Annotated in this window: 13 protein-coding genes; 9 read left to right on the forward strand and 4 right to left on the reverse strand. The window is 68.4% G+C overall.

The window, feature by feature from the left end:
• Nucleotides 1-34 precede the first annotated feature (34 nt).
• The 4 genes from CR157_RS15160 to CR157_RS15175 all read left to right on the forward strand — a co-directional run bounded on the left by CR157_RS15160 (nt 35) and on the right by CR157_RS15175 (nt 3760).
• Nucleotides 35-2170, forward strand: a complete 2136-nt coding sequence (locus CR157_RS15160) for a RelA/SpoT family protein (RefSeq protein ID WP_110284355.1) — start codon at nt 35-37, stop codon at nt 2168-2170.
• A gap of 105 nt (nt 2171-2275) precedes the next feature.
• Nucleotides 2276-2665: a RidA family protein gene (locus CR157_RS15165; RefSeq protein WP_110284356.1), complete on the forward strand. Its 390-nt coding sequence runs from the start codon at nt 2276-2278 to the stop codon at nt 2663-2665.
• Nucleotides 2666-2714: 49 nt separating this feature from the next.
• Nucleotides 2715-3245, forward strand: coding sequence for an RNA 2',3'-cyclic phosphodiesterase (gene thpR / locus CR157_RS15170; protein ID WP_110284357.1), 531 nt, complete (start codon nt 2715-2717; stop codon nt 3243-3245).
• On the forward strand, nt 3242-3760 hold the full coding sequence (locus tag CR157_RS15175) for an acyloxyacyl hydrolase (protein ID WP_110284358.1): 519 nt from the start codon (nt 3242-3244) through the stop codon (nt 3758-3760). The genes thpR and CR157_RS15175 overlap by 4 nt, the downstream gene beginning before the upstream one ends.
• A 9-nt stretch (nt 3761-3769) precedes the next feature.
• Here the strand turns inward: CR157_RS15175 and CR157_RS15180 are convergent, their stop codons facing one another.
• Nucleotides 3770-4645 carry an SDR family oxidoreductase gene (locus CR157_RS15180; protein WP_110284359.1) on the reverse strand — a complete coding sequence of 292 codons (876 nt, stop codon included), beginning with the start codon at nt 4643-4645 and terminating at the stop codon, nt 3770-3772.
• Nucleotides 4646-4758: 113 nt separating this feature from the next.
• Between CR157_RS15180 and CR157_RS15185 the strand changes: the two genes are divergently transcribed.
• Together CR157_RS15185 and recG are read left to right on the forward strand one after the other, a co-directional pair.
• Nucleotides 4759-5679: a LysR substrate-binding domain-containing protein gene (locus CR157_RS15185; RefSeq protein WP_110284597.1), complete on the forward strand. Its 921-nt coding sequence runs from the start codon at nt 4759-4761 to the stop codon at nt 5677-5679.
• Nucleotides 5676-7769 (forward strand): ATP-dependent DNA helicase RecG, encoded by a 2094-nt coding sequence (gene recG, locus CR157_RS15190; RefSeq protein WP_110284360.1) that lies wholly within the window; start codon nt 5676-5678, stop codon nt 7767-7769. Before CR157_RS15185 ends, recG begins: the two co-directional genes overlap by 4 nt.
• A gap of 181 nt (nt 7770-7950) precedes the next feature.
• Here recG and CR157_RS15195 read toward each other — a convergent pair whose 3' ends face one another.
• The 3 genes from CR157_RS15195 to CR157_RS15205 all read right to left on the reverse strand — a co-directional run bounded on the left by CR157_RS15195 (nt 7951) and on the right by CR157_RS15205 (nt 10066).
• Nucleotides 7951-8307, reverse strand: a complete 357-nt coding sequence (locus CR157_RS15195) for a hypothetical protein (RefSeq protein ID WP_110284361.1) — start codon at nt 8305-8307, stop codon at nt 7951-7953.
• A 94-nt stretch (nt 8308-8401) separates the two neighbouring features.
• On the reverse strand, nt 8402-8737 hold the full coding sequence (locus tag CR157_RS15200) for an HU family DNA-binding protein (protein WP_219999963.1): 336 nt from the start codon (nt 8735-8737) through the stop codon (nt 8402-8404).
• A 168-nt stretch (nt 8738-8905) separates the two neighbouring features.
• Nucleotides 8906-10066, reverse strand: coding sequence for an NAD(P)/FAD-dependent oxidoreductase (locus tag CR157_RS15205; protein ID WP_110284363.1), 1161 nt, complete (start codon nt 10064-10066; stop codon nt 8906-8908).
• A 102-nt stretch (nt 10067-10168) separates the two neighbouring features.
• On the opposite strand from CR157_RS15205, the gene CR157_RS15210 reads away from it, so the two are divergent.
• The 3 genes from CR157_RS15210 to phoB all read left to right on the forward strand — a co-directional run bounded on the left by CR157_RS15210 (nt 10169) and on the right by phoB (nt 12501).
• The gene (locus tag CR157_RS15210) at nt 10169-10738 is read left to right on the forward strand and encodes a chorismate--pyruvate lyase family protein (protein ID WP_373681024.1); all 570 of its coding nucleotides are present in this window, start codon (nt 10169-10171) and stop codon (nt 10736-10738) included.
• A 37-nt stretch (nt 10739-10775) separates the two neighbouring features.
• Complete coding sequence (gene ubiA, locus CR157_RS15215) at nt 10776-11666, forward strand: 4-hydroxybenzoate octaprenyltransferase (RefSeq protein ID WP_110284364.1); 891 nt, start codon at nt 10776-10778, stop codon at nt 11664-11666.
• Between the two features lie 145 nt (nt 11667-11811).
• Entirely contained in the window at nt 11812-12501 is a 690-nt protein-coding gene (gene phoB / locus CR157_RS15220) for a phosphate regulon transcriptional regulator PhoB (protein WP_110284365.1), read from the forward strand.
• The last annotated feature ends 1 nt before the right edge of the window (nt 12502 follow it).

Here is a 12502-nt window from a genome sequence, read left to right on the forward strand (position 1 = left end):
GTAGGGCTCTCACGCAGGATTCAGGGCGCGCCGCATGTTCACCATCGATGACCTGGCCGACCGACTCGGCGGCTACCTCCCCCCGGACGAGATCCAGCAGGTCAAGCGTGCCTTCTACTACGCCGAGCAGGCCCACGACGGCCAGCGGCGGCGCTCGGGCGAGCCCTACGTCACGCATCCGCTGGCCGTGGCGAACATTCTCGCCAACATGCACATGGACCATCAGAGCCTGATGGCCGCCATGCTGCACGACGTGATCGAGGACACCGGGGTCGGCAAGGAGGCCCTGGCCGAGCAGTTCGGCAAGCCGGTGGCGGAACTGGTCGACGGCGTCTCCAAGCTGACCCAGATCACCTTCGAGGACAAGGCGGTCGCCCAGGCCGAGAACTTCCAGAAGATGGTGCTGGCGATGTCCCGGGACATCCGGGTGATCATCGTCAAGCTCGCCGACCGCCTGCACAACATGCGCACCCTGGGCGCCCTGCGCCCCGAGAAGAAGCGCCGCATCGCCCGCGAGACGCTCGAGATCTACGCCCGCGTCGCCAGCCGGCTGGGCATCAACACCATCCGGGTCGAGCTCGAGGACCTCTCCTTCCAGGCCCTGCACCCGATGCGCGCCGAGCGCATCAAGCGCGCCGTTTCCAGCGCCCGCGGCAACCGCCGCTCGGCGATCCGCCAGATCCAGAATGCCCTGCAGACGAGCCTCGACGACGAGGGGTTGCCCGGCACCGTGGTCGGCCGCCAGAAACACCTGCTGTCGATCTACAAGAAGATGCGCGACCAGCGCAAGCCGTTCGCCGAGATCATGGACGTCTTCGGCTTCCGCATCATCACCAACGACGTCGACAGCTGCTACCGTATCCTCGGCGTGGTGCACAACCTCTACAAGCCGGTGCCGGGCCGCTTCAAGGACTATATCGCCATCCCCAAGGCCAACGGCTACCAGAGCCTGCACACCACCCTGTTCGGTTCGAGCGGCATGCCCATCGAGGTGCAGATCCGCACCCGCGAGATGGAGGCGATGGCCAACAACGGCATCGCCGCCCACTGGCTCTACAAGGCCGGCCAGACCGAGCATCCCATCGCCGAGGGCAGCCATGCCCGGGCCCGGGCCTGGGTCAAGGGGCTGCTGGAGATGCAGCGCCACGCCGGGGATTCGCTCGAGTTCATCGAGCACGTCAAGAACGACCTCTTCCCCGACGACATCTATGTCTTCACGCCCAAGGGCGACATCATGGAGCTGCCCCAGGGCGCCACGGTGATCGACTTCGCCTACAGCGTGCATACCGATATCGGCAACAGCTGCATCGCCTGCCGCATCGACCGCCACCTGGCACCGCTCTCCACCCGGCTCGAGAGCGGCCAGACCCTGGAGATCATCACCGCCCCCGGGGCCAAGCCCAACCTGGCCTGGCTCAATTTCGTGATCACCGCCAAGGCACGCTCGGCGATCCGCCATGCCCTGAAGCACCAGCAGCAGACCGAGGCGGTGCAGCTCGGCCGGCGCCTGCTCAACAAGTCCCTGGCCGACTTCGAGACCAGCCTGGAGGAGCTGCCCGACGGCCCGCTCCGCACCCTGCTGGCCGAGCTCACGCTGAAGAACGAGGACTCCCTGCTGGAGTCCATCGGCCTGGGCACCCGGGTCGCCCATGTGGTGGCACGCCGGCTGATCGACCTGCAGCATGGCGATGCGCGCGCGACGGCGGATCGCCAGGGCCGGCCCCACGGCCCCATCGTGATCAGCGGTGCCGAGGGCATGGTGATCAAGTTCGCCCGCTGCTGCCATCCGCTGCCCGGCGACCCGGTGATCGGCCATCTCTCGGTGGGCAAGGGGATCGTGGTGCATCGCACCGAGTGCCGCAATCTCGGCGAGCTGAAGAGCGACCCGGACAAGCTGTTCGCCCTGGAGTGGTCCGACGAGGTCGACGAGGACTTCCCCGTCGCGTTGCGGCTGGAAGTGGAGAGCCGCCGCGGCCTGGTGGCCGAACTCGCCGGCCTGGCCACCGACGCCGGGGCCAACATCGAGCGCATCGGCATCGAGGAGCGTGACGCCCGGCTGTCGATCGTTCACCTGACCCTGGCGGTGCACGACCGCGTCCATCTGGCCAGGATCATCAAGCGCCTGCGCAACCTGTCCCACATCGGCAGGATCTCGCGCGTCGGCAACTGACTCATTCCCTGGGGAGCCGCGCGCCGGGGACACGGCGGGCGGGTTCCCTTTTTCTCAACGATCCTTATCGAACGTCCTCAATCGAACGACAACGCGGAGAACCCCATGAGCAACAAGGCCGTGATCAATACCGACAAGGCGCCTGCCGCCATCGGCCCCTACTCCCAGGCCATCAAGGCCGGCAACACCGTCTACCTCTCCGGCCAGATCCCGCTGGACCCGGCCACCATGACGATCGTCTCCGACGACTTCGAGGCCCAGGCCCGCCAGGTCTTCGCCAACCTCAAGGCCGTCTGCGAGGAGGCCGCCGGGTCGCTCGGCGAGATCGTCAAGATCAACCTCTACCTGGTGGACCTGGACAACTTCGCCATCGTCAACCGGGTGATGGAGGAGTTCTTCAGCGCCCCCTTCCCGGCCCGCGCCGCCATGGGGGTGAAGGCGCTGCCCAAGGGCAGCCAGGTGGAAGCCGAGGCGGTGATGGTCATCGGCGACTAGAAGGTGGCTGACCCTCGCTCGCCAATTTTCGCAACAGACCAGCGTTGAAATGATGCGGTTGTTCTTCGGCCTGTGGCCCGATGAGGCACTGCGCCACGAGCTGGCCACGCTGGCGCGGCAGGTGCAGGGCACGTGCGGCGGGCGCCGCCCGCGCGACGAGGCCCTGCACCTGACCCTGGCGTTTCTCGGCGATGTCTCCCCGGCGCGGGCCTCGCGCCTGATCACCTTGACCCGACACTTCGGCTGTCCAACCGGTCAGTGGACGCTGGACCATCTTGGCTACTTCAGGCGTGGCGGCATACTGTGGCTGGGCAGTCAGTCACCGGCCCCGGGCCTGGAAGTCCTGTACCAGACCCTCTGGAAAGAGCTGACGGTATGCGGTTTCACGCCCCCGAGGCGCCCGTTCCTGCCCCATGTCACCCTGCTGCGTAAGGCGCTCCATCCGCCCGCGACTACATGCCTAAGCACGTCCCTTGAATGGCGCTTTAATCAGCTTGCACTGATACACTCGGTGCCCCAGCAGCGGGGGGGGTGCTACGTTACCCTCGCTCGAACGGCCTTGCCAAAGGAGTCAACATGAACGTCTCCCCACTCCCCGCCCTCACCCTCGCCGTTGCTCTCGCGCTCTTGCCACTGATCATGACCACCGACGCCTATGCGGACCCGAGTCTTGAGCTCGGGTCCACCAGTGTCAGCACCCCGGCGCTGAGAGTCACCCTCGACCGCGATTACGACCTCAGCCACTGGCACCCGCAACTCAGCCTGCGCCTGGCCACCGGCGTGCTATTACTTCCCGGCGACGACGAAGACGATAATGCGGCCTGGGTGCTGACCCCGGCGTTCCGCTATACCTTCGCCGGAGAGCGCTCGATATTTGTCGAGGGGAGCGTCGGTGCCGGACTGTTTCTCAATACCCGAGTCGAGTCGCGCGAGTTGTCCACCGCCTTCCAGTTCGAGTCACGCATTGCCACCGGGGTGAAGTTGGGCAAGGGGGGCGAGCTGGGCATCAGTGCCGTGCATTACTCCAATGCCCACATCAAGCCGCCCAACAACGGGTTAGAAGCTTATTCGGTCACCTATCGCCACCCTTGGTAGGCAGCACAGTCAAGCCTTCAGGTGTTGCAGAAAGCCACTCTCCTTGAGCACCTGGGCATAGCCCTCGCGGTAGCTCGGGTAGCGGAAGACGTAGCCGCTCTCCAGCAGGCGGGCGTTGTCGCAGCGCTTGCTGGCCCGGCGGCGCAGCGGCGACTGGATGGTCTCGGTGGCCTCGACCTTGAGCTGCCTGGCCAGCCAGGTCATCACCTCGTGTAACGGCGCCGGCTCGCAGTCACTGGCGAGATAGAGCTCATGGAGCGGCTCGCCGGCCAGCGCCAGGCCGATCAGGTGCGCCAGCACGCCGGCGCAGTCATCGCGGTGGATGCGGTTGGTATACATGGCCGGGCTGGCGGGCGCGATACGCCCCTCGCTCACCTGGCGAATCAGCCGGTCGCGACCGGGGCCATAGATGCCCGAGAAGCGCACCACCGTGCCCGGCAGCTGGTGATCGATCAGGGCCTGCTCGGCCTCGCGCATCAACTGGCCGGAGAAGCCCGATGGCGCCGTGGGGCTGGCTTCATCGACCTTCTCGCCGTCCTGCTGGGCGTAGACGCTGGTGGAGGAGACGAAGAAGACATGACGTGGCCGCTTGCCGCGGCCGGCGTATTCGGCCAGCACCGCCTTGAGGCCGCCCGGATAGGCCGCCCGATAGGCCTCCTCGTCGAAGTGATCGGCGCTGACCACATAGACCAGCACGTCGGCATCCGGGAGCTCGGCCAGGCGGGGGGCGTCGCCCAGGTCCGCGGACACGGCTTCGAGGCCACTGCCTTCCAGGGCCGCCGTGTTGCGCCGTACGCCGATCACCCGCTGGCCTGCCCGCTGCAGCCGTTGTCCCAGGGCCATGCCGATATCGCCACAGCCCAGAATGAGAGTCGTCTTCTTCACCTTTCCCTCGCCCCCTGATAAAAAGTCCCTATTGGCATTATTCTGTCCCTGTGCATCGCGCCCCCGTGCGTCGGGGCAACACCCGTATCGAGAGGATGCCTACCGGCACCAAGATGACTCTAACAGAACTTCGCTACATCGTAACCCTGGCCCAGGAACGCCACTTCGGGCGCGCCGCAGAGCACTGTTTCGTTTCCCAGCCGACCCTGTCGGTGGCGGTCAAGAAGCTCGAGGAAGAGCTGGGCGTGGCGCTGTTCGAGCGGTCGAAGTCAACCGTGCAGGTCACCCCGCTGGGCGAGAAGATCGTCGAGCAAGCCCAGCGCGTGCTCGAACAGAGCAGCGTGATCAAGGAGCTGGCCACGGCCGGCCGCGACCAGCTGGCCAGCCCGCTGCGCATCGGCGCCATCTATACCATCGGGCCCTACCTGTTCCCGCACCTGGTGCCGGCACTGGCCGCCGGCGCCCCGCAGATGCCGCTCTACATCGAGGAGGGCTTCACCGGCAACCTGAGGCGCAAGCTGAGAAACGGCGAGCTCGATGCCATCATCATCGCCTTGCCCTTCACCGAGACCGACGTGGTCACCAAGGCGCTCTACGAGGAGGAGTTCGAGGTGCTGATCCCGGCTGACCATCCCTGGGCCGAGCGGGAGAGCATCGACAAGGAGGCCCTGCTCGAGGAACGCCTGCTGCTGCTGGGCGAGGGCCACTGCTTCCGCGACCAGATCCTCGAGGCCTGCCCGGCCATCAGCCACAAGCTCAACAGCCCCAGCAATACCCTCACCGCCGAAGGCGGCTCGCTGGAGACCATCCGTCACATGGTGGCCTCCAAGCTGGGCATCACGGTACTGCCGCGCTCGGCCATCGGCACCGGCCACTACGAGAGCGGGCTGCTGACCAGCCGGCCGTTCAGCCCGCCGTCACCCTCCCGCACCGTGGCCGTCGCCTGGCGGGCCAGCTTCCCGCGGCCCAGGGCCATCGATGCCGTGACCGACGCCATCGCTCGCTGCCGCGAGACCGAACCCGAGCCGGCATGAGCGCTGACATAAATGCCCTTGATGCACCGGTCACGTCACTCAAGGGGGTCGGCGAGGCGCTGGTGCTGAAGCTCGCCCGGCTGCGCATCGCCAGCGTAGCCGACCTGCTGTTTCACCTGCCCCTGCGCTATCAGGATCGCACCCGCATCACCCCCATCGGCACCCTGCGTGCCGGGCACGAGGCGGTGGTAGAGGGCGAGGTGGTGGCCGGCGAGGTGGTCCGCGGTCGTCGGCGCAGCCTGCTGGTCCGGCTGCGCGACGGCTCCGGCATCCTCAGCCTGCGCTTCTTCCACTTCTCGCCGGCCCAGCAGCAGCAGTTCCGCCCCGGCGCGCGGGTGCGCTGCTTCGGCGAGGCCCGGGCCGGGGCCACCGGGCTGGAGATCTACCATCCGGAGTATCGGCTGCTCAGCAGCGATGCCCCGCCGGTGGAGGATCACCTGACGCCGATCTATCCGACCACCGAGGGGCTGCACCAGACGCGGCTGCGGCCGCTGATCGAGCAGGCTCTCGCGTGCCTCGAGGCCACCCCGGAGGCGCTGCCCGACTGGCTCCCCCAGGCGCTGCGCAGGCGCTTCGGCCTGCCCGAGCTGCACCACTGCCTGCGGGCCCTGCACCAGCCGCCCCCGGAGGCCGACCCCGAGCAGCTCGCCAGCGGCCGTCATCCGGCCAGCCGTCGCCTGGCCCTGGAGGAGCTGCTCGCCCACCAGCTCAGCCTGCGCGAGGTGCGCCTGCGCATCCAGGCCGACGGCGCTCCCCGGCTGCCCAGCGGGCGCGGCCTGCAGGCGCGCTTTCTCACCCAGCTGCCGTTCTCGCTGACCGCCGCCCAGCGCCGGGTACTCGACGAGATCGCGGCCGACCTGGCGCGCGAAATGCCGATGCTGCGCCTGGTCCAGGGCGATGTGGGCTCGGGCAAGACGGTGGTGGCGGCGATGGCCGCCCTGTCGGCCATCGCCGGCGACTGCCAGGCGGCGATGATGGCGCCCACCGAGATCCTCGCCGAGCAGCACTACCGCGCCTTCCGCGCCTGGTTCGAACCGCTCGGCATCGAGGTCGCCTGGCTGGCCGGCAAGCTCAAGGGCAAGGCGCGGCTGGACACCAAGGCGGCGATCCTCGATGGCCGGGCGCGCATGGTGGTGGGCACCCATGCCCTCTTCCAGGGCGACGTCCACTTCCAGCGCCTGGGGCTGGCCATCGTCGACGAACAGCACCGCTTCGGCGTGCACCAGCGCCTGGCGCTGCGCGAGAAGGGCGAGGCCGGGGGGCTGACACCCCACCAGCTGGTGATGACCGCCACGCCGATCCCCCGCACCCTGGCGATGAGCGCCTACGCCGACCTGGATGTCTCGGTGATCGACGAGCTGCCGCCCGGCCGCACCCCGGTGAAGACGGTGGTGGTGCCCGACGAGCGCCGCCCCGAGGTGGTGGCGCGTATCCGCCATGCCTGCGCCGAGGGCCGCCAGGCCTACTGGGTCTGCACCCTGATCGAGGAGTCCGAGGCGCTGCAGTGCCAGGCCGCCGAGGCGACCCGCGACGAACTCACCGAGGCTTTGCCGGAGCTTTCCATCGGGCTGGTCCACGGGCGCATGAAGGCGGCCGAGAAGGCCGCGGTGATGGACGCCTTCAAGGCCGGCGAGCTGGACCTGCTGGTGGCCACCACGGTGATCGAGGTGGGCGTCGACGTGCCCAACGCCAGCCTGATGATCATCGAGAACCCGGAACGACTGGGGCTCTCCCAGCTCCACCAGCTGCGCGGACGGGTCGGGCGCGGCTCCACCGAGAGCTTCTGCGTGCTGCTCTACCACGGGCCGCTCTCGGCCCACTCCCGGGAGCGCCTGTCGGTGATGCGCGAAACCACCGACGGCTTCCGCATCGCCGAGAAGGACCTGGAGCTTCGCGGCCCGGGCGAGGTGCTGGGGACCCGCCAGACCGGGCTCGCCCAGATGAAGATCGCCGACCTGGAGCGCGATGCCGATCTGCTCGAGCGGGTCTCGCCACTGGCCGAGGCACTGCTCGCCACCCACCCCGAGGCCAGCCGGCCACTGATCCGTCGCTGGCTCGGCGAGGAGGCGGGGCGCTATGGGCAGGTGTGACAGGGCCGAGCACCGAGCAGGATGATAGCGTGTTACGACTGATGCGAGCGACGCCGGGGACAGGTCGGAGCGGAGGTCATTCTTCAGGGAAGAAGAATGTAGCGCCCAGGGAGGGGTTCACAGCGCCTCCGCGTAGACCTGTCGCCGGGAAAGCCGCAACGTCAGGCAACCCCTTGGGCGTTCAAAGGTGCTTCAGCAGCCGCTGCAGCCTCTGCAGGTCGCCGGAGTCGCCGACCAGGCGCACGGTGCCGGCCATCATGCCGTCGAGGAAGGCCTGCTGGGTGGGCTTCTTGAGTACCCTGAGGGCCGTGGCCTCGTCCTCGAAGCGCAGCTCCAGGTCGAGATCCACCGGCAGCCCGGCGCCGGTGCGGATGCCGCGTGGCGTCATGCGGTAATGACGGGCGATGGAGAGGTCCTCGGTGCCGATGCCCCAGTCGAGGCCACGCATGTCGGTGAGCAGTTCGCGGAAACGGGGCTTGCGGCGCAGGGCACGCTTGAGCAGCAGTCCCAGCAGCCAGAGCATCAATCGCAGCTTCATGTCGATTCCGCCGCCCGAGGAGTGGTGAGGAGATGGTCCTGCGGCCCGCGTCCCCGCGGGCCGCTTCAGAGCACCGGCTGGCTTTCGAGATGGCCTATTGGGTGACGGCGTCCTTGAGCCCCTTGCCCGGCTTGAAGGCCACGGTCTTGCTGGCCGGAATCTTGAGCGGGGCACCGGTCTGGGGGTTCTTGCCGGTCCGAGCGGCGCGCTCGCGCACGGTGAAAGTGCCGAAGCCGATCAACGAGACATCCTGCCCCTGGGACACGCTGCCGGTGATCTCGTCGAGGATCACGTTGAGCACCTGGCTCGCCTTGTCCTTGGAGAGATCGGCACGCTCGGCAATCGCCGCAGCGAGTTCTGGTTTACGCATACAGCCCTCCTGGTATTGGCTTGATTCCCGGCGAGATCGCTCGCCGGTGTTGTTGTTGATATCTGAGTCGATGACACCCTGCTTTTTGTATCACTCGCATGCGGCCTCCCCAGAACACTCCATCCGGGTCGGGTGACGCGCGATCGGAATGACGACATGCGAATGACACCAATCAGCAACGACGCAGCAGACCCGGCCCAAGCGCCGGGGGCGCCGTCGTTGACGACACTAGCCTAGCAACGGCGGGGCCGCCCGCGCCAGTTCGACTTTCCGACGGACGCAGGCCCCTGTCAACGCAAATCCGATCAAACGTCCGTCCTCGGTCTCGGCGAAGGCGGCCAGATCGCCCCCCTCCCCCTCGATGCGCCAGCGTGCCGGCGACCGGGCCGGCGGCAACGCCACCACCGGCAGCAATGGCGTCTTGACCAGCACCGGCCAGGCGCCATAGGCCACCGGCGTGGGGGTCCCGGCCAGCGTCCTGGCCAGGGCCTTGGCACTGGCCTGCAACGGCAGGACATACATGGCATTGACCCCGTCGACGCAGGCCACGTCGCCCAGCGCAAAGACCCCGCGGGCCGAGGTGGCGAGCAGGCGGTCGGTGAGGATGCCCGCGTCGCCGACCGCGAGCCCGGCCGCCTCGGCCAGGTCGGAGCGGGGCCGCAACCCGGTGGCGACCAGCACCAGGTCGGCCGCGAGCCGGCTGCCATCGCTCAACGCCACGCCGACATGGGTGCCCGCCGCCTCCAGCGTATCCAGATGACGCCCCAGATGCAGTTGCATGCCCGCCGCCTCGAAGGCCTCGCCGAGGGCGCGGCCCAGGGGTTCGGGCAGCAGCCTCGGCAGCGGCGCCTGCTCCGGCGCCACCAGGCTCACCCGATGGCCACCGGCGGTCAGGTCGTTGGCGAACTCGCAGCCCACCAGCCCCACGCCGATGATCGCCACCCGCGCCGGCCGACCGAGCGCCGTCAGGGCGGCGTGGAAAGCGCGATAGTCGTCCAGGTCGTTGATGGTGAAGACACGATCGTGCAGGGCCTCGGGAATGGCAAAGGGCCGTGCCGGCCTGGCACCGGTCGCCAGCACCAGCTCGCTCCAGGGCAGGCGCTCCTCCCCGAGGCGCAGGGTGCGGGCCCTGGGGTCGATGGCGTCGACCCGGGTGTGGGTGCGCACCACGGCACCCAGCCGGTCGGCCACTTCCAGCGCCGAGCGAGCCGCCAGCCGCCCCGGGGGCAGATGCTTGGCGAAGCCGGTGGAGAGCAGCGGCTTCGAGTAATCGTCGCCACTGTCGGCGGTGATCAGGGTGACGGGACGCTCGGCGTCCAGGGCCCGCAGCTGGCGGAGCAGGCCGATGCCCGCCATGCCGGAGCCGATGATGGTCAGGGGAGCGCTCATGGAACTCCTTCGTGCACTGGGCCCACGCCGGGGCTACCACGGGGAAGCGTCTGGGGACGACATGTTACACTACGCGCCCCTCCACAGCCCCGGATAGACACAGTGACGCGGAGCGACCCGGTGCACGACGGCCAGACGTCCGATACCAGCCCATCCTGCCCCATCTGGCGCCCCCTGGCGGCGGCCCGTCCGGCCATGAGTCCCGACTGGTGGCAGTGGATCGCCTCGCGCGATTCCCTCACCGCACGACTGATCGTCGCCGGTGGTGAACGCGCCTTCCGGGTCCGGCTGCTCGACCAGCGGCTGATTCGGCCCCGACGCGACGAGGCCCGGGCACTGGGTATCCCCTTCCCCCGACACGCCTGGCGCCGGGAGGTCGCGCTCTGCCTCGACGGGCGCCCCTGGGTGGTGGCCCGGTCGGTGGCGCCGCTGGCCCGGCTGCGTGGCCAGCGCCTCGACCGGCTCGGCGAGCGCTCGCTGGGCAGCTGGCTGTTCCGCCTGCCGGATCTCGAACGCAGCCCCATCGAGGTCACCGCCTCACCGCCGCCCTTCCACCCGGACGGCGGCCCCTGGGGGCGACGCTCGGTGTTCCGCCACGGGCACTTCGCGGTGCTGGTGCAGGAGTTCTTTCTCGATCGCATGGCGGATGACCTGGGGCTGCCTTCGCGCTAGGCTCCCGGGCAGCCAAACCGGATATCACGAGGACGAGATGGACCGATCCCTGATGCGCCCCAAGGGCCTGGCCCGAGTGCCCGACTTCCTGCACCTGACGCGCCTCGACCGCCCCATCGGCACCTGGCTGCTGATGTGGCCCACCCTCTGGGCCCTGTGGTTCGCCGCCGAGGGCGTGCCCGGCCGCGATGTGCTGCTGATCTTCGTCGCCGGGGTCTACCTGATGCGCGCCGCCGGCTGCGTGGTCAACGACTATGCCGACCGGAACTTCGATGGCCACGTCAAGCGCACGAGGAACCGTCCCCTGGCCACGGGACGGATCAGCGAGGGCGAGGCCCAGGCGCTGTTCCTGGTCCTGGTGACGGCGGCCTTCGTGCTGGTGTGGTTCACCAACCTGTTCACGGTGATGCTGTCGCTGGTGGGGGTGGTGCTGGCCTTCATCTACCCCTTCATGAAGCGCTACACCCACCTGCCCCAGCTGTTCCTGGGGGCCGCCTTCTCCTGGGCGATTCCCATGGCCTTCGGCGCGGTACTGGGGACGGTGCCGGCCGAGGCCTGGCTACTGTTCGCCGCCAACGTGGCCTGGACGGTGGCCTACGACACCGAATACGCCATGGTCGACCGCGACGACGACCTGAAGATCGGCATCAAGTCCACCGCCGTGCTGTTCGGCCGCGCCGACCGGCTGATGATCGGCCTGCTGCAGGGGCTGACCCTCGTCCTGCTGGCCTGGGCCGGCGCCCGCCTGGCCCTGGGCGGCTTCTTCTGGCTCGGGCTGGCGACCATGGCGGCGACCTTCGTCCACCAGCAGTTCCTGATCCGCCACCGGGAACGCGACCGCTGCTTCCAGGCCTTCCTCAACAATCACTGGTCGGGCCTGGTGGTCTTCGCCGGTATCGCGCTCAGCCTCTGGCCCACCGCCGGCTGAGGGCAGGGCAATCACAGTTACCAACGTACGGGGCGTCGGGGACAAATAGCCCTGTGGCTGGAGGGGCCATGGCGGCGCTGTCATCCAACTGTCATCATGGCATGATGTCATCGTCATCGACCGTCATTGACCACGAGGCCCCGCGATGACCGCCAAGACCGTTCTGATCGTCGATGATGAAGCGTCGATCCGCGAGATGATCGCCGTGGCGCTGGAGATGGCCGACTATCGCGTCCTCGAGGCGGACAATGCCCAGGATGCCCACGCCATGGTGGTGGACCGCCAGCCCGACCTGGTGCTGCTCGACTGGATGATGCCCGGTACCAGCGGCATCGAGCTGGCCCGGCGCCTCAAGCGCGAGGAGGCCACCGCCGAGTTGCCGATCATCATGCTCACCGCCAAGGGCGAGGAGGACAACAAGATCCAGGGGCTCGAGGCCGGCGCCGACGACTACATCACCAAGCCCTTCTCGCCGCGGGAACTGGTGGCACGCCTCAAGGCCGTGCTGCGTCGCACCACGCCGCGGGGCGTGGAGGAGCCGGTGGAGGTCGAGGGGCTGCTGCTCGACCCGGTCAGCCACCGGGTCAGCTCCCGCGGCCATGCGGTGGAGATGGGCCCCACCGAGTATCGCCTGCTGCAGTTCTTCATGACCCACCAGGAGCGCGCCTATACTCGCGGTCAGCTGCTCGACCAGGTATGGGGCGGCAATGTCTATGTCGAGGAGCGTACCGTGGACGTGCATATCCGCCGCCTGCGCAAGGCACTGGGCGACACCCATCAGCACCTGATCCAGACCGTGCGTGGCACCGGCTACCGGTTCTCCGCCAAGGGTTGAC

It is taken from the genome of Halomonas sp. LBP4 (assembly GCF_003202205.1).
Classification (GTDB): domain Bacteria; phylum Pseudomonadota; class Gammaproteobacteria; order Pseudomonadales; family Halomonadaceae; genus Halomonas; species Halomonas flagellata.